Origin of the sequence: Burkholderia sp. BCC1208 (assembly GCF_902833095.1) — a bacterium.
Classification (GTDB): Bacteria; Pseudomonadota; Gammaproteobacteria; order Burkholderiales; family Burkholderiaceae; genus Burkholderia.
This window is the reverse complement of sequence record NZ_CADFDY010000017.1, coordinates 16952-37301: the sequence shown is the minus strand read 5'-3', so window position 1 is coordinate 37301 and position 20350 is coordinate 16952. Positions and strand designations below refer to the sequence as shown.

Genomic DNA, 20350 nt, shown 5'->3' with positions numbered 1-20350 from the left:
CGAAATTTGCGCTTTCATGCCAATTGCTGACTTGATCGATTCAGTATTTGAATCGATCGAACGGGTGCATGGTCACGCGCGCGTCGTCCGTGTCGCTGCCGGGGGGCGCCACGTGCTGCGCGAGAAACGCGATGGCGGAGCGTCCCGCATGCCGCCGCGCTGTGCGCGGCTCGCCGACGATGCCGGCGTGCAGTTCGCGCACGCGATCGAGGAGAAGCTGCCGCAGCGGGCGTCGTCGGCGTTCGAAGGGCGAGTGTCGCACGCCGGCTCGCTGGCCGGCGCGAACGATCTCATCGGCGCACGCCGGTCGCCCGACAGAGTGGAGTCCATCCGCAACATTTTTACCCGGATAATATTGACATCCAATTAATACCCGGATAAAAATAGCGTCATTCCGATTCCAGCCTGTGGGCGGCTCCCATGACGACTTCCACGCTCCTTCCTTCGTACACGGCCTTCGACGGTCACCGGCGGCTCGCATCGGGCCCGCTCGCGACGGTCGCGCTGGCGGTCCGGCAGGCGGCCGGCGACGCGATGCCCGGTTCGATCCTGGTCTTCGACGACGCGACGGGCCGCTCGATCGGCCTCGACCTGCGCGGCACGGCGGACGACATTCGCGCGCGCTATGCGGTGCCGTCGGGCGATGCATCCGGCGGCGGCGGCGAGCCGGCAGGCGCGGGCGAACAGCGCGGCCGCGGCCGGCCGAAGCTCGGCGTCGTGTCGCGCGAGGTCACGCTGCTGCCGCGTCACTGGGAGTGGCTCGGCGCGCAGCCGGGCGGCGCGTCGGTCGCGCTGCGCAAGCTCGTCGAGGACGCGCGGCGCACGCATGCGGCGGCCGACCGGCACCGCGACGCTCAGGCCCGCGCCTACCACTTCATGTCGGCGATGGCGGGCGACCTGCCCGGTTTCGAGGAAGCCGCGCGGGCGCTGTATGCGAACGATCCGGCGCGGCTGGCCGAACGGGTCGCCGGCTGGCCGGCCGACGTGCGCGACCATGCGCTCGCGCTGGCGCGCGGCGACCTGCCGCCGTCCGCCGAAGGCTGCTGACGGAGCGCCGACGCGATGACCGTATTCGACCTGAACCGCGGCGCGATCGCGCCGGTCGCCGACGAAGTCGACATCGTCGACCTGCGCGTGACGGGCGCCATTCCGCACGAACTGGACGGCACGTTGCTGCGCAACGGCCCGAACCCGCCGGGCGGCCGCTTCGACGGCAACGACATGCTGTCGTGGTGGCCGGAGGCCGCGATGCTGCACGCGATCGCGTTCGACGACGGCCGCGCGGCCGGCTACCGGAACCGCTGGGCGCGCACGCAGCGCTGGGCCGCCGTGCATGCGCCCGGGCAAGTGCCGCATCTGCCCGACACCAATCCGAACGTGAACGTGTTGCAGCATGCGGGCGAATTGCTCGCGCTGGCCGAGGGCGGCGCGCCGCTCGCGATCACGGCCGCGCTCGATTCGTTCGGCATGCCGGCGCGGCACGCGGGCTTCGACGGCGGGATGACCGCGCATCCGAAAGTCGATCCGGTGACCGGCGAGCTGATCATGTTCCGCGCGGACTGGCGTGCGCCGTGGCTGCGCTACGGCGTCGCGGATGCGCAAGGCGTGCCGCGCGTCGATCTCGAGATCGAGCTGAACGCGCCGTCGATGATGCACGACTTCGCGATCACCGAAACCCGCAGCCTGCTGCTCGACCTGAACGTCGGTTACGACTTCTCGCTGCTGAAGCAGGGCCACCGGATGCCGCTGCGCTGGCACGACGACCGGCCCGCGCGCATCGGCGTGATCGCGCGCCACGGCGGCGCCGTGCGCTGGTTCGACGTCGAGCCGTGCTTCATCCAGCACGTCGTGAACGCGTACGACTGCGACGCGTCGTGCATCGTGCTCGACGCGGTGCGCTATCCGTCGTTCCTGCGGCTCGACGCGCGCACGGGCCGCTTCGCCGACAACCCGGTCGGCGAGCTGTGGCGCTACGTGATCGATACGGCGAACGGGCTGATCGACGAAGGGCCGCTCGCCGACGGCGGCATCGAGTTGCCGCGCATCAACGAAAGCCGGACCAGGCGCCGCTACCGCTACCTGTATGCGGCCGAGCAGCCGAACCCCGCGGAAATGCGCGGCGTGATGCGTTTCGATCACGTGCGCGGCACGACGATGCACTACGCGGTGCCGCCCGGCGACCAGAACGGCGAGCCGGTGTTCGTGCCGCGTCCGGGCGGCACCGACGAGGACGACGGCTGGCTGCTGGTGATGGTCTACCGCGCGGCGACAGATACGACCGACGTCGTGATCCTCGATGCGCGCGCGATCGACGCGGGGCCGGTCGCGACCGTGCATCTGCCGCGCCGCGTGCCGGCCGGGTTCCACGGCGCGTGGGTGCCGCGCGAGCGCTGAGCGGCGGCGGCGCGCGTCACTGCGCGCGCAGCGCGTCGACGATCTTCAGCCGCGCGGCGCGCATCGCCGGCAGGAATCCGCCGACGAGCCCCATCACGAGCGAGAACACGAGCGTCTTCACGACGATCGCGGGCGTCAGCAGGAAGCGGAACGACAGGTCCGAGAAGGTCTGGAAGTTGGTCGTCGAGAACGACGCGAACTGCATCAGCGACGCACACGCGAGCCCCATCACGCCGCCGACGAAGCCGAGCAGCAGCGCCTCCAGCAGGAACGCGGCGAGCACGTTGGTGCGCTTGAAGCCGAGCGCGCGCAGCGTGCCGATCTCGGCCACGCGGTTCGCGACCGATGCATACATCGTGATCATCGCGCCGATCATCGCGGCGATCGAGAAGATCGTCGACAGCGTGATACCGAGGATATTGATGAACGTCGACAGCGCCTTCGACTGGTCGCCGTAGAAGGTCTGTTCGCGCTTCGCCTCGTCGGTCAGCCGCGGGTCGACGTCGATGTCGGCCCTGAAGCGCGCGAAGCCGTCGGCGCTCGGGATGCGCAGCACCATCGACGAATAGCTGGTGCGCCGGAACGACTGCATCAACTGGTCGACGTCGCCCCAGATCTCCGAGTCGAAGCCGCTGCCGCCCGCATCGAAGATGCCGACGATGGTCCAGTCGCGCTGCGCGAAATGCAGGCTGTCGCCGAGCTGCGTGCCGCTGAAGCCTTTCGCGATCGCGCTGCCGACGACGATCTCCGACGAGCCGGGCGCGAACGGGCGGCCGGCCACGAGCTTCACGTGCGGCCGCAGCGCGAGGCCGGCCGGCGACACGCCGCGGATCACGACGTTCGACGGCTTGCCGGTCGACGTCTTGACGAGCGAGATCAGCACGACGGCTTCCTTCGACACGAGCGGCCGGCCGTCGGGGCCGAGCGCGACGGCCGGGTGCATCTCGAGCGCGTTGGCCTGCTGATGGTCGATCGAACTCTGGATCTCGGTCTCGGCGCCCTTGCGGATCACCACCGCGTTGTCCGGTTCGCCGGTCGACACGAGCGTTTTCGTGAGCCCCGCGTCGAGCATCTGCACCGTCGCGAACACGAAGATCACGAGCGCCATCCCGCCTGCGGTGAGCGCGGTGGTGAGGCGCCGGGTCCACAGGTTGCGCGCGATGTAGGTGAGCGGGATCGCCATGCGCGTCTCTAACCGATCGCCCGCAGGCCTTCGACGACGCGCACGCGCGCCGCCTGCCACGCCGGCACGAGCGCGGCCGCGAGGCCGACCGCGACCGAGCACGCGGCCTGCAGCACGACCGTCTCGGTCGAGACCTTGAACACCGGGAAGATGCCGCCGGCCGCCTGCTTGAACAGGCTTGCGGCGGGCGGCGTCGCGAGGATGCCGAGCCCGCCGCCGGCCACCGCGATCACGACCGATTCGCCGAACACGATCAGCGCGAGGAAGCCGGGGCCGAAGCCGAGCGCCTTCAGCGTCGCGTATTCGGCCGTGCGCTCGCGCGCGCTCATCGCCATCGCGTTGGCCATCACGGCCATGATGATCAGGATCACCACGTACGACACGAGGCGGATCGCCGCGATGATCTGGTTCGACATCGCGACGAAGCCGAGCTGGAACGCCTGTTCGGTCTCGGTCAGCGTTTCGGCGAGCGAGTTCTTGAACACCGCGTCGACGTTGCGCGCGATCGACGCGCCGTCATCGGGGTTCGCGACGCCGAGCACGAACACGCCGACCTGGTCGGCCTGCTTCGGCGTGCGCTTGCGCACCGTCTCGTTCAGGTATTCCCAGTGGAACACCAACTGGCGCGTGATCGTCGAATCGTCGCGGCCGTCGAGAATCCCGCGCACGACGAAATCCCACGTGCCCGGATAGATCGTGCCCTTCAGCGGGATCACGTCGCCGACCTTGAAGCCGAACTGCGTCGCGAGCTGGCGGCCCACGAGGCAGCCGCGGCGGTCGCGGGCGTAGTCGGCGCGCTGCTGCGCCGACAGGATGTATTCGGGATACAGGTCGAGATAGTTGTCCGACACCGCGAAGCTCGCGAAGAAATTCTTCGGGTCGCGATAGATGCCGCCGAACCAGTTCGAGCGGACCACGGCCGTCACGCCGTCGACGCCGCGGATGCGGTTCTCGTAGCTCACCGGCAAAGGAAACACCAGCGAGATCGCGTTGCGCGTGACGAGCCGGCCGCTGGACGCGGCCGCCGCGCCCGCGTACCACGCGTCGACCACCGTGTGCAGCAGCCCGAACGCGAGCACGGCGATCGTGAGCCCCAACACGGTCAGGAGCGTGCGCAGCCGGTGCCGCAGCGCGTTGCGCGCGATCAGCTTCAGCACGTACATCGCGCGCGCTCCCGCTGCCGCTGCCGGTCAGCCGGCGTGCCCATCGATCAGCTCCCCTTTTTCCAGATGGACGAGCGAGCGCGCGGCGCCGGCCGCGTGCGCGTCGTGCGTCACCATGATGATCGTCTTGCCGAGTTCGGCGTTCATCCGCTGCAGCATCGCGAGCACGTCGGTCGCCGACGCGCGGTCGAGGTCGCCGGTCGGCTCGTCGGCGACGATCAGCACGGGATCGGTGATCAGCGCGCGCGCGATCGCGACGCGCTGCTGCTGGCCGCCCGACAGCTCGGACGGGTAATGGCTCGTGCGATCGCCGAGATTCACCATGTCGAGCACGAGCTCGACGCGCTCGCGCCGCTCGCGGCGCGACAGGTGCGTGAGCATCAGCGGCAGCTCGACGTTCTCGAACGCGGTGAGCACGGGCATCAGGTTGTAGAACTGGAAGATGAAGCCGACGTTCGCGGCGCGCCATTCGGCCAGTTGCGCCTCGGCGAGTTGCGAAATGTCGAGGCCGCCGACGCGCAGCTCGCCGCTGTCGGGCCGGTCGATGCCGGCCACGAGGTTCAGCAGCGTGCTCTTGCCGGAGCCGGACGGCCCCATCAGCGCGACGAAGTCGCCTTCGCCGATGTCGAGCGTGATGTCGGTCAGCACGGGCACGATCTGGTTGCCGCGCCGGTACGACTTCGCGACGTGGCTGATCTCGACGAGGGGCGGCGGGGCGTCGTTCACGCGCGCTACTTCTTCGCGACGGTCACTTTCGCGCCGTCCTTGAGCTTCGCGCCCGGCGCGAGCACGACCGTGTCGCCGGGTTTCACGCCACGGATCGCCACCAGCTCGCCGATCCGCATGCCGCGCGTCACGGCCACCGCATGCACGGCGTCGTCCTTCACGACGAACACGACCGGCCTGCCGTCGCGCTCGACCACGGCGCTCGCCTGCACGGCGGTCACGGGCTGCCGGTCCTGCGGCGACGCCGGCTTCGACAGGAACGCGATCTTCGCGCTCATGTCGGGCAGCACGCGCTCGTCGCGGTCGACGAAGCGCACCTTCACGAGCACGGTGGCCTTCGAGCGGTCGACGGTCGGCACGATCCGCGACACGCGGCCGGCGAAGCGCATGTCGGGCAGCGCGTCGAGCTGGATCTCGCACGGCTGCTCGGCGCGGATCTTCGCGATGTTCGATTCGGCGACGTCGGCTTCGACCTCGAGCGTCTCCATGTCGGCGATCGTCACGACCGCGCCCTTGCTGTCCGACGCGGACGAGAACGGCGTGATGTTGTCGCCGACGTTCGCATGCTTGGCGAGCACGATGCCGTCGAACGGCGCGCGGATCACCGTCTGGTCGACCGCGACCTGCGCGGCTTGCGCGTTCGCTTCGGCGGACGTGATCGCTGCCTGGTCGCTGGCGAGCGTCGCGCGCGCCTTGTTCACGCGGGCCGTGTCGGTGTCGAGCTGCGCGGCCGGCACGGCGCCGCGCGGCGCGAGCGCGGCGGTGCGGCGCAACGCGATCTCCGCATCCTTGAGTTCCGCCTGCGCGACGCCGAGGTTCGCGCGGGAGACCTGCACCTGCGCGCGCGCCTGGGCGAGCGACGCCCGCACGTCGCTGCTTTCGAGCCGCGCGATGATCTCGTCCTGCTTCACGCGCGTGCCCTCGAGCACGCCGAGCCATTCGACGCGCCCCTGAGCCTTCGACGCGACCGCGGCCTTGCGCTGTGGCACGACGTAGCCGGTCGCATTGAGCTGCGTGTCGTTCTGGTACGGGTAGGCGGACGTGACGGAGGTGGTGTCGACGGTCGGCCGACCGGTGAGGGCGAGGCCGGCGACGATCGCGATGACGATCAGCGCGGCGGCGACCGCATAGCGGGCCCACCGGCGCCGGCGCGGCACCGGTGCGATCGGACGCCGGTCGATTTTCAGTTTATCCAGATTGTGATCGGGCAATTTGAGCGCCTCGAGACGGCGGCGGTCGTGCGACCGGCGCGATCCGGTTTCCGGGGAAAGGGACGGATGGACGCCAGTATAAGCGTCGCCCCGGTGCCGCGCGAGCCGGTTTGCGGCGCCGCCTCGGCGGCCGGCTGGCCGGTCGCCGGCGCCGGGTGACGCACCCGCCCCCGGGGAAACCCGAGGACGCAAGCAACGTGTCAACTTGCCGCGAACGCGATGCGTTATGGAACCAGTGCGTCAGGTTTTGTCGCGACGGAACGGCGCAAGCCGGCCTCGCGGCCTGGGGCTCCGGTGCGAATGCCTCGCATCTTTGATTACCGGTACGTTTGATTTTTTCTCCGCTAAAGGAAGAACAATGAAGAAGACGCTCGCTTCGATCATCGCCGCAGCATTCGCTCTCGCATCGGTTTCGGCATTCGCCCAGGAGGCGGCGTCGGCGCCGGCAGGCGCGATGGCTCCCGCTTCCGCGCCGATGAAGAAGGATCACAGCAAGCCGAAGCACCAGCTGAAGCACCACGGTTCGAAGAAGGGCCAGGCGAAGGCTTCGGCCGCTTCGGCCGCCGGCACGAACGACGCAGGCACGCAGAACTAAGCGGTTCGCCGCCACGGCCGGCGTTGCCGGTCATCGGTCGGCCAACCCCGCATGCTCCGGCATGCGGGGTTTTGTTTTTTTCAGGCGTCGGATTTGCCCGGTTCGTCGAGCCGGGCGGGCGGCGGCATGCGCATCGCGTCGACCACCGCGCGCATGCGCCGCCAGTGCGAGCCTTCCCAGAACACGCGCCGGCACACGTCGCATGCGGCGAAGCGCCGGTGCCGCTGCCGGACGCCGGCCGGCACGCGCGGCGCGGCGGCTGCCGCATCGAGCGGATGCAGCGGCGCGTTGCAGCGCAGGCACAGCCGGAACGGCCGCATGTGCGGCGCGAGATCGAGCCGCTCGAACAGTTCGCGCAACTGGTCGGCCGGCTGCAGCGCATGGAGATAGCAGCCGCGCACCACCGCGCGCCGCTTGAGCAGCTCGCGGTCGCGCGTCAGCACGATCCGGTTCTCCCGCCCGGCGAGCGCCGCGAGTTCGTCGTCGCGGTAGTGGTTGTCGTAGCAGGTGTCGAAGCCGGCGAGGCGCAGCAGTTGCGCGAGACCGCCGAGATGCGCGTCGGCGACGAAGCGCCATGACGTCGGCTGCAGCGCGGGTGCGCCGTCGGCCGCCGGCCCTGCGCGCTCGGGAAAGACGTCGACGCGGTCGCCGTCGTCGAGCGGCCGGTCGAGCGCGGCTGGCGCGTCGTTCACGGACAGCCGGCCGATTTCGGTATGCGGGACGCCGAGCGCTTCGATCGCATGCTTGACCGTCGCATCGCGGGCGCACGCGTGCGCGAACGCCCGGTCGCGCTGCGGGCGCGCGAGAAAGGCGTTCAGTTCGCCGTGAAAGCGGAAGGTCGCGGTCGCCATCCGTGCAGTATCGCACCGCGCCCGGCCGGCGGCAGGCGCTGCAGAGCGCCGGCATCTGTGTTTAACTCGCGGCTTCACGGAGCGAAGGAGCGGGCAATGGATCTCGGGTTTATCGGGCTGGGCGAAATGGGGCAGGCGATCGCGACGAACCTGCTGAAGGCGGGCCACACGGTGCGGGTCTGGAACCGGTCGCGCGAGCGGGCCGAGCCGCTGGCGGCATTCGGCGCGCGGGTCGTCGACACGCCGGCCGACGCGTTTCGCGGCGACGCCGTGTTCTCGATGCTCGGCGACGATGCGGCCGCGCGCGCGGTATTCGACGACGCGCTGCTGGCCCAGGCGCCGCGCGGGCTGATCCACGTGAACATGGCGACGGTATCGGTCGCGCTCGCCGAATCGCTCGCGCACGCGCATGCGTCGCGCGGCATCGACTATGTCGCCGCGCCGGTGATGGGGCGCCCCGACGTCGCGGCCGCTGCGCGCCTGACGATCATGGCGGGCGGCCCGGCCGAGGCGATCGACCGCGTGCAGCCGCTGTTCGACGCGATCGGCCAGAAGACCTGGCGCTTCGGCTCGCTGCCGCAGCACGCGAACGTCGCGAAGATCGCCGCGAATTTCACGCTCGCGTCGGCGATCGAGACGCTCGGCGAGGCGTCCGCGCTGCTGGGCGCGCACGGCGTCGCGATGCGCGATTTCCTCGACGTGATCACCAGCAGCGTGTTTCCGGGGCCCGTCTACGAAGGCTACGGCGCGATGATCGCGGAGCGGCGCTACGAGCCCGCGCGTTTCAAGGCGCGGCTCGGGCTGAAGGACGTCCGGCTCGCGCTGGAGGCCGGCGACGCGACGTCGGTGCCGCTGCCGGTGGCGAGCGTCGTGCGCGACAGCCTGCTCGACGCGCTCGCGCACGGCGGCGGCGACCAGGATTTCGCGGTGCTCGGCGAGGCCGCGCTGCGCCGCGCCGGCCGCTGACACGCGACAGAAGCACCGTGCGCACGGCATAATCGGCAGTCCGTTTTCCCTACATTTATTTCAGGCAGAGGCAGTCATGAACTTGCATACGTGGTGGCTTTTCGTGGCGACGGTGTTCGTCGTGTCGGCGATTCCGGGCCCGAACATGCTGCTCGTGATGACCCACGGCGCGCGGCACGGGCTGCGGCGCTCGTCCGCGACGATGGCCGGCTGCCTGAGCGCGCTGGTGCTGATGCTCGCGGTATCCGCGGCGGGGCTCGGCGCGGTGCTCGAGGCATGGCCGGCGATGTTCAATGCGTTGCGCTTCGCGGGCGCCGCCTACCTGATCTATCTCGGCGTGAAGGCGTGGCGCGCACGCGTGGACGACACGTCGGCGGCCGACGTCGAGGCCGTGTCGCAAGCGGCGTCGGCATCGCGCGTGGCGCTGTTCCGTAATGGCTTCCTGGTCGCGGGCAGCAACCCGAAGGCGATCCTGTTCGCGGCCGCGCTGCTGCCGCAGTTCATCAACGCGGCCGAGCCTACGCTGCCGCAGTTCGGCATCCTCGTCGTCACGTTCGCGGTGATCGAGGTGAGCTGGTATCTCGTCTACGCGGCGTTCGGCACGCGCATCGGCGCCACGCTGAAGAGCCAGAGCGTCGCGAAGGTGTTCAACCGGCTGACCGGCGGGCTGTTCGTCGGCTTCGGCGCGATGATGGCGCTGGTTCGTCACTGATTCCCGACCGACACCGGCGTACCGAACGCCCCGTCTCTCGCAAGAGGGCGGGGCGTTCGGCTTTTGGGCGCCGCGTCGCTGCTGTGCGCTTATGCCCGCTTACGCCCCCGGGGATCCAGCGCCGCCGCGCCGGCTCCGCGTCCAGCCGCCAGCCCGAACACGGCCGCCGCGCCGGCGAACGCGAACCCGACACCGCACACCGCGCTCCATCCGCCCCACGCCCATGCGCTGCCAGCGAGCACCGCGCCGAGCGCGCCGCCGACGAAGAACAGCCCGACGAACAGCCCGTTCAGGCGTCCGCGCGCGGCCGGATTCAGCAGATTGATCTCGCGGCGGCCGATCGTCTGGTCGACGATGACGCCCGCATCGAGCAGCGCCGCGCCGCCGGCCAGCAGCGCGAGCGCGAGGCCGCGATGCGCATGCGCGTCGAAGCCGAACCAGCCGGCGCCGGCGATCCCGAGCACGGCGAGCGCCGCGAGCATCGTGCCGTGCGCGAGCCGCTGCGCGGCCGGGCCGTGGCCGCGGTCGCCCGCGCGGCCGGCGAGCGGCGTGACGATCGCGCCGCTGGCGCCGGCGAACGCGAACAGCGCGATCCCGTGCAGGTCGAGCGCGAACGGCGGCTGCGCGAGCCGCAACCCGATGGCGGTCCAGAACGCGCTGAACGCGGCCATCGCGAGCGCGGCCGACAGCGCATGCCGGCGCAACACCGGCTCGTCGGCGAGCAGGCGTCCCATCGACGCGAGCAACGCGCGGTAGCCGGCCGTGATCGACGGCGTACGCACCGGCAGGCGCAGCGCGAGCACGACGGCGATCACGGCGTTCGCGAGCGCGGCCAGCAGATAGAACGTGCGCCAGCCGGCCGACCCCGCGATCAGGCTCGCGAGCGGCCGCGACAGCAGGATCCCGAGCATCAGCCCGCTCATCACGTTGCCGACCGCGCGGCCGCGTTGCGCTTCGGGCGCCATCGACGCGGCCATCGGCACGAGCATCTGGATCACGCTCGACGCGGCGCCGGCCGCGAGCGTCGCGAGCAGGAACACGGTGCCCGACTGCGTGAAGGCGGGCAGCGCGAGCGCCGCCGCGCAGACGGCGAGCGTCGCGACGATCAGGCGGCGGTTCTCGAGCAGGTCGACCAGCGGCACGAGCAATGCGAGCCCGGCCGCGTAGCCGAGCTGCGGCAGCATCGCGACGAGGCCGGTGAGACCGGGCGGCAGATGCAGGTCAGCGCTGATAGGGCCGGTCAACGGTTGCGCGGCGAACAGATCCATCACGATCACGCCGACCGTCGCGGCGAAGAACAGCGTCATGCCCGTGCTCAACGCGGGCGGCGCCGCGACGGACGGGGAAACGGGGGCGGAGCAACGATTGGCAGGGCAGTTCATCGGAAGCCTGGCGTGGAGATCGAAGGAATTCCCATCGTAGGTGTCCGATGTTTATGCGACAATTGAAATATGTCTAATATGATTATGCGAGTTTGTTTTGAATACGCGTGATCTCCAGGCGTTCGTCGCGGTCGTCGACAGCGGGTCGATGGTCGCCGCGGCCGCGAAGCTCCACCTGACGCAGCCGGGCCTGACGCGGCGCGTGCAGAACCTCGAAACGCTGCTCGGCGTGCCGCTCCTCGAACGGCAGAGCAAGCCGCTGAAGCCGACCGCGGCCGGGCGCGACGTCTACGCGCTCGCGCGCAACGTCCTCGGCGCGGTCGACGAGCTGATGGCGGCGGGCGCACCGGACAGCGAGCCGTCGGGCGAGCTGCGCATCGGCGTGCCGCCGTTTCTGTCCGAGCTCGCGCTGGAGCGGCCGATCGACCGGCTGCGCGACGCGTTCCCGCGCCTCACGCTGCGCGTGACGGCCGGCTGGTCGCCGGCGCTGATGCAGGGCATGGAGCGCGGCGCGCTCGACGTCGCAGCCGTGATGGTGCCGGCGAGCGCCGTGCTACCGGACACGTTGACGGCGACGCTGCTCGCCATGCAGCCGACGGTGCTCGTCGCCGCGCGCGATTTCCCGCTGCCGGACGGTCCGCTGTCGCTCGACACGCTGTCGGGTTTTCCGTGGGTGCTGAGCCAGGACGGCTGCGGGATGCGTTCGGCGCTGAGCCGAGCGCTCGGCGCGGCCGGGCTGCCGTTCGACGTCGCGGTCGAGGCATTCGGCTCGGAGCTGCAGTTGTCGCTCGTCGCGCGCGGCGCCGGCATCGGGATCGCGCCGCCGAACGCGCTGGCGCGCAGCGCGCATCGCGATGCGCTGAGGATCGTGGAAACGGTGGGGCTGGAAACGCGGATCAACGTATGGATCGTGCACGGCACGCTGCCGGGCCGGCTGGTGCGGCCGGTCGCGCTGCTGCGCGACGCGCTGGGCGAGGTGCTCGAACGGGAGAATGGAAAGGGGGCGGGTGCCGTAACAACGAACTAGAGGCCGCATTCGAGGGAAAGTCCTTATTTTCTCTACGGAAATGTTGCATTGCGGAAACCGATTCGCTATAGTTGCACCTGTCTCCTCCATGTCTCCTCTGATATGGATTCAGCCCGCCACTTAGGCGGGCTTTTTTTTGCCTGCGATTTTGTCGCGGCGCTCCATTTGCCGGCGGTCGCCGCGCTCAGAACTTGTACGTCATCCCGACGTAGCTGATGATCGGATCCGCCTTCAGGTCCGATTTCGACTCGGCGAGCACCGAGCCGTCGGCCGCCTTGATCGTCACCGTCGACGTCGTCTTCAGCGGGATGTAGGTCACCGACGCGACCAGCCCGAAGTGTTCCGTCAGGTTGTACTGCAGGCCCGCGTTGAACACCGGCTGCCACGACGACGACGCCTTCGCCTCCACCGAGGTCGTCCCCGGCTTGCCCGCGCCCGCCGCGAGGATCGCACCGAGGTTGTCCTGCGTCTGCTTGATGAAGTTCGTGTTGAGCTGCAGGTCGCTGAACCAGTTGTACGACACGCCGAGGCCGAGGAACGGCCGGAACTTCGCGGTGGCCTGCCCGAAGTAGTACTGCAGGATCACCGCCGGGCTCCACTGCCGCACGCTCTTCACGATCGGATTGACCGATCCCAGCCCGATGTTCTGCGTGCCGAGCGCGCCGGCAGGGCCGGGCGGCTTGATCGTGCCCTGGCCCGATACCTTGAACACAGGCGGCACGCCCGCCACCGAGGTGACCGCGATGTGATCGGTCAGGAAGTGGCTGACCGTCAGGCCGACGGTGTCGGCGCCGTTCGTACGCAGCCCGGTGCCCGGCGACGTGAACGACGGCGGCAGCCGCAGCGGCGTGTTGATCGGCGTCGGCGCGACGTTGGTCGTCATCGGCGTGCTGCTCTGCTGCGGCATGATGTGGAACCAGCCCAGCGTGACGACGTTGCTGCCGGCGCTCTGCGCGTGCGCCGCGAGCGGCGCCGCGACGGCGGCGGCGCCGGCCGCCGCGCAGAGAAGGGTTTTCTTCATCACGGCTTCTCCCTCCGCTTACTGGACGAATGCGCCGATCGTGAAATACGGCGTCGATCCGGCGTTGTCGAGGAAACCGAACACGCCACCCGTGAAGATGAACTTGCCGGTCGGCGACGTGCTGCCCGAACCCGTGTGGATCGTCGTGACCGTGCCCGGCACCTTCTGCGTGTAGTCGAGGTCGAGCGCGGTCGCGAGCGACGCCTGCGACGGCTGGAACGGGTCGAGCAGCGTGGCCTGCTTGTCGATCAGCGCGGTGGTCCGGTAATCGAACTGGCTGTCGACGCCGATGTACTCCCCGTTCTGCGAGCCGGCCGCCACGGCCGTCTGCGGCGCGAGGATCGAGATGCTCGATTCGTCGTCGGCGGTCAGGCCCGGCACGCCGTTGCTGTCGGGCGTCGGGTTCGGGTTCGCGACCCCCGTGCGCACGAGGATCGGCACGAGCTGGTTGCGCAGCTTGCCGACGATCATGAAGCCCTTGCCCTGCGGCGTGGCCGACAGCGTCGGCTTCAGCTGGCTCGCGTAGTTGTTCGACTGGAACGCGCCGCTGCCGTCGGCCGACGGCACGAAGTTCGTGCCCTGCTGCGTGCACGCGCCGCCGGCGAACTGGCCGGTCGTGTCGCACTTGGTCCACGTGCCGTCCGCGTTGATCGTCACCTTCGCGTCGATCGATGCCGGCGCGAATTTCTGCGACGGCACTTCGCCGAAGCCGACGTGGCTGTACGTGCCCGCGACCTTCGTGATGTCGGTCTCGATCGACGAGAAGCCGATGAACGGGTAGTACGGGAATTTCGTGTCGGGCACCGCGGCCTGGCCGAGCACGCCGTCGAACTGGATCTCCTTGCCCGGAATCGTGCCGCCCGCGACGCCGAAGCCGACGAAGATGCGCGCCGGACGCGACGCGTCGAGGCTCGCGCCGTTCAGGCGGAACGCGCACTGGTTCAGCTTGTTGGTCGGCAGCAGCGTTTCCTGCGTGAGCGTGCCGCTGTCGACGGTGCCCGCACGGGTCGGCGTGACCGTGCCGGTCTTTTGCGGCACCGCCGATTCGACATAGGTGACCTGCCAGGTCATCTTGGTCGTATCGAGCTGGACCTTCGCGAGTTCGCCGCTGCCCGCGCCGCCCGTGAACACGGTGTTGTAGTCGAGCGACGCAGGGCAGAGCCGGTCCTCGACGAGCGGGGGCGGATTGTCGCTGCCGCCGCCGCATGCGGAAAGAAGGGGGGCGGCAAGGGCCGCCGCCAGAATGAGGTTGCGCTTCATGTTGCTCCTCCAGATTTGTCTTGTGCGGCGGCCAGCTCCCTGTCGGCCGCTTCTGTTGTGTGCTCGTCCTGCTTGCGCCGAGCCGAGCGCCTTCGTGCCTTCCCTGCGTCACGCGGCGGCGGGCCGGCCGCCGCGTCCTCGATCGCTACTTGCTGATCTGCGCGCCCACGCCGAAGTACGGGGTCGACGACGTGCCGTCGATCGCCGACGTCGACGTGACGCCGCCGTTCACCGTGCCCTGCACGAGCGCCGCATACAGCCCGCCCGTCGCGATCACCACGCCCGACGCGGACGGGTAGCTCGCGCCGCTCGGCGGGGCGGTCTTCGCGTTCAGCAGGCCCGGCGTCGTCTGGCCGTAGTCGAGCGTGAAGCCGTCTTCCTCGGCCTGCGTGGACGGGTTGATGAACGACGCGTTGCTACCGCGGATCAGCGCGGCCGTGTACTTGAAGTTCGAGTCCGCGCCCGCATAGCCGCCGTCGATCGCGCCCGACGTGATCGCCGTCGCCGCGCCGAGCACCGCGATGCCCGACTCGTCGTCGACCTGCGCGTCGGTGTGCAGCGGTGGCGTGCCGAGGTTCACGTTGCCCGTGCGCACGATCACCGGCACCGTCGCGCCGTTGAGCTGGCCGATCACCATGTGCGCGGTCGCCGACTTGCCGGTCGCGCCGACGATCGGCAGTTGCGTCTGCGGCAGCGTCTGCGGTGCCTTGGCGCTGTCGAAGTAGCCGCCCTTCGCGCTCGTCTTCCACGGATCGCCGGTCGTCTGGCAGCCGCCCGAACCGCTCGACGTGCACGCGCCGTTCGCGTCGAACGTCTCGCTCGAATTCGAGCCCTTCGTCGCGTAGTTGCCCGACGGCACGAGGTGATAGAGCAGCGCGTTGTACGTGCCCGGCAGTTTCGAGATGTCGGTCGTCGTGTTCGCGAAGCCGAGGAACGGATAGAAGTCGAAGTGACGGTTCGGCACCTGGCCGACGTTCTGCACGATGCCCGGGATGATCGTCAGCCCGTCGTACTGGATCGTCGCGCCGGGAATGCCGCCGCCCGCCACGCCCATGCCGACCAGCAGCATCGGCGGGTTCGCCTGGTTGAAGTCGGCGGCCGTCGAATAGGTCGAGCCGTCCGGCGCGGGGCCGGTACCCGGCGTGAGGACGAACGCGCAGCGCGTCTGCTCGGCGGTCGGCAGCGTGCCGGTCGGCGGGTGGATGACCTTGCCGGTGATGGTCGTGCCGACGCGGCTCGGCGTGACGGTGCCCGTCTTCAGCGGAATCGGCGATTCGAGCCACTTGAGCGTGTACGTCATCGCGACCGCGTCGATGTTGACGCTGACGATCTCGCCGCTACCTGCGCCACCGAGATACGTGCTCTTCACGATATCCGCGTCGGCCGGGCAGAGTGCGCCGTTGATGGGCTGCGAAGGCGGCGGCCCTTGCGTGCCGCAGCTCGAGCCGGAACATTGGGGCGCATTGATCGGCGCGGGCGCGCCGCCGGAGTCCCCCCCACCACATGCAACCAGGAAAGGGGCAATGGCAAAGGCCGTTGCCACCCCCTTCGATAAGGCGTGCGACATGCCGCTGTCTCCAATCGTTTAATTGTGCGAGCTAATGTCGCTGCCTGGATTTTTGCTGTCAATTGATGAACCCGTCTAAAAAAGGCGATTGAAACGGGATCGGCGATTTGAATCCTTGCCCGATAAGGCAATTGGTAAGAATTTAAACGCGAGACGGGCTGTCGAAAGCTGCCGCAGTGGGGGATCCGCGACGCCCGGCGCGTTCTCGCAGCGCCTTCTCGCGTATAACGGCAGCGTTTAAATCGACGGTATCCGGTTTATCCCTATTCGGGATTGACTGGATAAGGGAGGGGCGGGATTAATTCACTGGTAATCGCGCAATGGAAAGCTTGTAAATATTTGTAAATGCGCGATCCGGTGTTTTTGTATATTGCCTGATACGGGTAAATAAAAAGCCGGCCAGTGGCCGGCTTTGCATGGCGTGCGATGCTGAATCAGCGTTTGAGGCCCGCGTCCTCGGCCGCGCCGATGCTGAGGTTCATGCACTGGATCGCGGCGCCCGACGCGCCCTTGCCGAGGTTGTCGAGGCGCGCGACCGTGACGAAGCGCTCAGCGTTGCCGAACACGAACAGGTCGACACGGTTCGTGTCGTTGTTCGCCTGCACGTCGAAGAAGCCGCTGTCGAGGTTCGCATCCGCGTCGAACGGTGCGACGCGCACGAACGCTTCGTCCGCGTAGTACTCGGCGAACACGCGCTGCACGTCCTGCGGCGTCGCGCGTTTCGCGAGCTGCTCGGGCGTGAAGTAGGTCGTCACCGCGAGGCCCTTCAGGAACGGGCCGACGATCGGCGTGAAGATCGGCGCGTTCGCGAGGCCGGTATGCGCGGCCATTTCCGGCAGGTGCTTGTGAGCAAGGCCCAGTGCGTACGGGCGCGGGCTCGCGAGCTTGCCGCCCGGCGCGGCGCTTTCGTACTCGGCGATCATCGACTTGCCGCCGCCGCTGTAGCCGGTGATCGAGTAGCTGTGCGCGGCGAACGTCGGCGCGACGATGCCCGCATCGACGAGCGGACGCATCGCGAGCACGAATGCCGATGCGTGGCAACCCGGCACCGCGATGCGCTTCGAGGTACGAATCTTCTCGCGCTGCGCGCGAGTCAGCTCGGGCAGGCCGTAGGCCCAGTCGGCGCTGGTGCGGAACGCGGTGCTCGCGTCGATCAGCGTGGTGTTCGGGTTCTCGACGAGCGATGCGGATTCGCGCGATGCGACATCCGGCAGGCACAGGAACGTGACGTCCGACGCGTTGATCAGGCGGCGGCGCTCGTCGACGTCCTTGCGCTTCGCTTCATCGATGCGCAGGATCTCGATGTCGCTGCGTGCCGACAGGTATTCGAAGATCTTGAGGCCGGTCGTGCCTTCCTGGCCGTCGACAAAAACTTTGGTGCTCATTTCGCTCTCACTGAATGAAACGGGAGCCGCGGCGCCCTGAAACCGCCATTTTAAGACGTCATCCGGCGGCACTGCACCGCGCGGGGCGAAAAAAGACGGCCGGCGGGCCGTCTTGTGTCCCTTTGACGCGCCCGGCGCCGCGTGGCCGCGAACGGCTGCACGCGAGGTCGGGCGCCCGGGTGTGCTCAGCGACCGCCGGCCACCCAGCGCGCCGTCGCGTCGGCAACGCGCCGGCCGAACGCTTTCGCGGTGTCGAGGTCGCCGGGCAGCGGGCCCTCGTCGGGCGTCGCGTCCGCCGGCGACTGCGCGAGCAGGCCCGTGAAGCCGCCGACGTAGTTGATGTCGTTGCGCGTGGCCGCCTTCGAGTTGGCCGGCATCATGCCCGTGCCGACCCACACCATCCCATGTTGCATCGCCAGCGTGACGAAATACTGAATCGTCGAGAACTTGTCGCCGTTCATCGTCGCCGAGTTCGTGAAGCCCGCGGCGATCTTGTCCTTCCATTTCTGCGTAAACCACGGTTTCGACGTGGCGTCGGCGAACTGCTTGAACTGCGCGGACGGTCCGCCCATGTAGGTCGGCGCGCCGAACACGATCGCGTCCGCCGCGTCGAGCGCGGCCCAGCCCGCGTCGTCGAGCTCGCCGACGGCGATGAGGCGTGCGGTGGCGCCGGCATCCTGCGCGCCCGCGTGCACGGCCTCGGCCAGCTTCTGCGTGTGACCGTAGCCGCTGTGATAGACGATGACGATGTTCGACATGAAGCGTTCTCCGGAAAGGAATGGGAGCGGCGGACCGCAGGCTCGCCGCGTCACGCGCCGCACTCGGGCGGCGCGACGGATGGGCGGCGGGTGCCGCGACCGGTGCAGTCGAGTCTAGCAAGCCGAAATGACGGGAAAAAGCACGCGGGCCGCGCTCGGAAATTCGCGGGCGCGGGCAGGCAATCGCGAGCTGCAACGGGCGGCGGCGCGCGAGCGCTTACTGCCCGTAAGTGACCGTGAGTTGCGCGGTGCCGATCGCGAGCGTGCCGATCTCATGCTCGAACATCGGCGCCGGGCGGCCCTGCGAGATGCGCAGGTCGGTGCCCTTCAGCGCATAGACGGTGATCACGTAGCGATGCGGCTTGCCGGGCGGCGGGCACGGGCCGCCGTAGCCGTCGATCCCGAAATCGTTGCGCGCCTCGCTCGCGCCGATGCGGCGCAGGAAGCCGGATGCGCTCGCGTCGGCCGGCAGGCTCGTGACGGTTGCCGGGATGCCCGCGACGGCCCAGTGCCACCAGCCGTGCCCGGGCGCGTCGAGATCGAAGATCGTGACCGCGTAGCCGCGCGTGCCGGGCGGCGGGTTGTGCCACGCGAGTTGCGGCGAGCGGTTCGCGCCCTTGCAGTCGCCGCGGTCGAACACGTTCGCGGCCCGCACGCGGGCGCCGGGCGTCAGGTCGTCGCTCGTCACGGTGAACGGGCCTTCCGCATGCGCGGGCAGCGCCGCGAAAACGGCGGCGCACAGGAGAACGGGGAGGAGGAACGGAGACGGGCGACCCGATGGCGCAGGCGGAGTGATCCGGCGATCCACACGCATATGGCGCTTCTCCCGTCACGTGGGCCGGTGGAGGCTCCCGGCATTGTTGGCGTTGTGCGTTGCCCGCGCCGCCGATGGCGGCGATGGATCAAGTCTAGCATTAGGGTTCGATGAGCGACGCACATCGGCGAGCGCGATTGCGATCGGTCAGGGCGCCGGTCGACGGACGAAAAAAAACCGCCTGCGATGAAGCAGGCGGCTTTCTCGGCCAGCGCGCCGGCATGCGTGCCGGCGTGGCGTCATTCCTTCGGGGCCGTCGCGCCGCCGTGCGCGGCCGACCACTCGGCCGGTGCGTGCAGGAATTTCTCGACTTCGTCGAGCGTCTTCGTCTCGAAGTAGCCCGAGGCCTTCGCGACGCGCAGCACGTCCCACCACGTGGCGAGCGCGTGCAGGTCGACGTCGATGTCCTTCAGGACCGACACGCTTTCCTTGAAGATGTCGTAGTGGAACAGCACGAAGCAGTGGTTCACCGTCGCGCCCGCGGTGCGCAGCGCGTTGACGAAGTTGATCTTGCTGCGGCTGTCGGTCGTCAGGTCTTCCACCAGCAGCACGCGCGAGCCTTCCTCGAGATGGCCTTCGATCTGCGCGTTGCGGCCGAAACCCTTCGGCTTTTTGCGCACGTACTGCATCGGCACCATCATCCGGTCCGCGATCCAGGCCGCGAACGGAATGCCGGCCGTCTCGCCGCCCGCCACCGCGTCGATCTGCTCGAAGCCGATGTCGCGCGTGATCGTCGTTTCAGCCATTTCCATCAGCGCACGGCGCACGCGCGGATACGAGATCAGCTTGCGGCAGTCGATATAGACGGGGCTTGCCCAGCCGGACGTGAAGATGAACGGTTTTTCGGCATTGAAGTGCACCGCCTGCACTTCGAGCAGGATTTTGGCGGTCGTATCCGAGATCGACTGACGATCATAGCCTGTCATGGGCATTCCTTGGGTGATGAGCGAGGATCGGGCGCGGGCCCGGTGGCGCAGCAAGGGAACCCGCCCGGGGGGCCGGGGCGCGATCGGCGAACCAATCGCATCGCTGCGCGCGTAGCCGGCTATTTTACCCGATTCAGGCCGGTTTTCGGCGGAATTCGCGCGGGTTCACGATGCCGCTCACCACCCGCGAAACAAACGGGGCGCGATCAGTTCGATGCTGATGCCGAGGATGCGGCGCTGCACCAACAGAGGTCATTTAGGGGGTGTACACTAGGCGACCCTTGGAAATCGTTCAGTACTTTGTACTTTCTTCTTGCCATCCGCCAAGGTTCGTTGGCGTGCCGATCCGGCGCGTCGCGGGCCGTCTCGCAGTCGACCATCCCCTCGATTCAAGCAGACGCGGCCGAAG

General features: G+C 68.9%; 20 protein-coding genes. 7 read left to right on the top strand and 13 right to left on the bottom strand.

Annotated features, from left to right (window positions below):
• Window positions 1–16 precede the first annotated feature (16 nt).
• The 3 genes from HWX09_RS33755 to HWX09_RS32415 are packed head-to-tail and all read left to right on the top strand — an operon-like array spanning window position 17 to window position 2394.
• On the top strand, window positions 17–370 hold the full coding sequence (locus tag HWX09_RS33755; RefSeq protein ID WP_230469116.1) for a hypothetical protein: 354 nt from the start codon (window positions 17–19) through the stop codon (window positions 368–370).
• Between the two features lie 50 nt (window positions 371–420).
• Window positions 421–1047, top strand: a complete 627-nt coding sequence (locus tag HWX09_RS32420; RefSeq protein ID WP_027783268.1) for a DUF2239 family protein — start codon at window positions 421–423, stop codon at window positions 1045–1047.
• Between the two features lie 15 nt (window positions 1048–1062).
• A complete protein-coding gene (locus HWX09_RS32415; RefSeq protein WP_027783269.1) occupies window positions 1063–2394 on the top strand; it encodes a carotenoid oxygenase family protein in 1332 nt (443 codons plus the stop codon).
• 16 nt (window positions 2395–2410) lie between these two features.
• Here HWX09_RS32415 and HWX09_RS32410 read toward each other — a convergent pair whose 3' ends face one another.
• The 4 genes from HWX09_RS32410 to HWX09_RS32395 are packed head-to-tail and all read right to left on the bottom strand — an operon-like array spanning window position 2411 to window position 6677.
• Window positions 2411–3577, bottom strand: a complete 1167-nt coding sequence (locus tag HWX09_RS32410) for an ABC transporter permease (RefSeq protein WP_027783270.1) — start codon at window positions 3575–3577, stop codon at window positions 2411–2413.
• 8 nt (window positions 3578–3585) lie between these two features.
• On the bottom strand, window positions 3586–4740 hold the full coding sequence (locus HWX09_RS32405; protein ID WP_027783271.1) for an ABC transporter permease: 1155 nt from the start codon (window positions 4738–4740) through the stop codon (window positions 3586–3588).
• A 27-nt stretch (window positions 4741–4767) separates the two neighbouring features.
• A complete protein-coding gene (locus HWX09_RS32400; RefSeq protein WP_027783272.1) occupies window positions 4768–5466 on the bottom strand; it encodes an ABC transporter ATP-binding protein in 699 nt (232 codons plus the stop codon).
• A gap of 5 nt (window positions 5467–5471) precedes the next feature.
• The gene (locus HWX09_RS32395) at window positions 5472–6677 is read right to left on the bottom strand and encodes an efflux RND transporter periplasmic adaptor subunit (RefSeq protein ID WP_027783273.1); all 1206 of its coding nucleotides are present in this window, start codon (window positions 6675–6677) and stop codon (window positions 5472–5474) included.
• 358 nt (window positions 6678–7035) lie between these two features.
• On the opposite strand from HWX09_RS32395, the gene HWX09_RS32390 reads away from it, so the two are divergent.
• Entirely contained in the window at window positions 7036–7272 is a 237-nt protein-coding gene (locus tag HWX09_RS32390) for a hypothetical protein (protein ID WP_027783274.1), read from the top strand.
• Between the two features lie 80 nt (window positions 7273–7352).
• On the opposite strand, the gene HWX09_RS32385 is transcribed toward HWX09_RS32390, so the two are convergent.
• Complete coding sequence (locus HWX09_RS32385; RefSeq protein WP_027783275.1) at window positions 7353–8123, bottom strand: Mut7-C RNAse domain-containing protein; 771 nt, start codon at window positions 8121–8123, stop codon at window positions 7353–7355.
• Here HWX09_RS32385 and HWX09_RS32380 point away from each other — a divergent pair.
• Together HWX09_RS32380 and HWX09_RS32375 are read left to right on the top strand one after the other, a co-directional pair.
• On the top strand, window positions 8013–9089 hold the full coding sequence (locus HWX09_RS32380; protein WP_267896662.1) for an NAD(P)-dependent oxidoreductase: 1077 nt from the start codon (window positions 8013–8015) through the stop codon (window positions 9087–9089). The genes HWX09_RS32385 and HWX09_RS32380 overlap by 111 nt on opposite strands.
• Before the next feature lie 76 nt (window positions 9090–9165).
• Complete coding sequence (locus tag HWX09_RS32375) at window positions 9166–9801, top strand: LysE family translocator (RefSeq protein ID WP_027783277.1); 636 nt, start codon at window positions 9166–9168, stop codon at window positions 9799–9801.
• Window positions 9802–9890: 89 nt separating this feature from the next.
• Here HWX09_RS32375 and HWX09_RS32370 read toward each other — a convergent pair whose 3' ends face one another.
• On the bottom strand, window positions 9891–11183 hold the full coding sequence (locus HWX09_RS32370) for an MFS transporter (protein WP_027783278.1): 1293 nt from the start codon (window positions 11181–11183) through the stop codon (window positions 9891–9893).
• A 97-nt stretch (window positions 11184–11280) separates the two neighbouring features.
• Between HWX09_RS32370 and HWX09_RS32365 the strand changes: the two genes are divergently transcribed.
• A complete protein-coding gene (locus tag HWX09_RS32365; RefSeq protein WP_027783279.1) occupies window positions 11281–12210 on the top strand; it encodes a LysR family transcriptional regulator in 930 nt (309 codons plus the stop codon).
• Window positions 12211–12394: 184 nt separating this feature from the next.
• Here the strand turns inward: HWX09_RS32365 and HWX09_RS32360 are convergent, their stop codons facing one another.
• The 7 genes from HWX09_RS32360 to HWX09_RS32330 form a co-directional block, all read right to left on the bottom strand.
• Window positions 12395–13231, bottom strand: a complete 837-nt coding sequence (locus HWX09_RS32360; protein WP_027783280.1) for an OmpW family outer membrane protein — start codon at window positions 13229–13231, stop codon at window positions 12395–12397.
• A gap of 18 nt (window positions 13232–13249) precedes the next feature.
• A complete protein-coding gene (locus tag HWX09_RS32355; protein ID WP_027783281.1) occupies window positions 13250–14491 on the bottom strand; it encodes a DUF2957 domain-containing protein in 1242 nt (413 codons plus the stop codon).
• Window positions 14492–14636: 145 nt separating this feature from the next.
• The gene (locus HWX09_RS32350; protein WP_027783282.1) at window positions 14637–16058 is read right to left on the bottom strand and encodes a DUF2957 domain-containing protein; all 1422 of its coding nucleotides are present in this window, start codon (window positions 16056–16058) and stop codon (window positions 14637–14639) included.
• A 434-nt stretch (window positions 16059–16492) separates the two neighbouring features.
• Window positions 16493–17443 (bottom strand): N-acetyl-gamma-glutamyl-phosphate reductase, encoded by a 951-nt coding sequence (argC, locus tag HWX09_RS32345; protein ID WP_027783283.1) that lies wholly within the window; start codon window positions 17441–17443, stop codon window positions 16493–16495.
• 185 nt (window positions 17444–17628) lie between these two features.
• A complete protein-coding gene (locus HWX09_RS32340; protein WP_027783284.1) occupies window positions 17629–18201 on the bottom strand; it encodes a flavodoxin family protein in 573 nt (190 codons plus the stop codon).
• Window positions 18202–18418: 217 nt separating this feature from the next.
• Entirely contained in the window at window positions 18419–19015 is a 597-nt protein-coding gene (locus HWX09_RS32335; RefSeq protein WP_027783285.1) for a YbhB/YbcL family Raf kinase inhibitor-like protein, read from the bottom strand.
• A gap of 239 nt (window positions 19016–19254) precedes the next feature.
• Window positions 19255–19941 (bottom strand): orotate phosphoribosyltransferase, encoded by a 687-nt coding sequence (locus HWX09_RS32330; protein ID WP_011546659.1) that lies wholly within the window; start codon window positions 19939–19941, stop codon window positions 19255–19257.
• Window positions 19942–20350 lie beyond the last annotated feature (409 nt).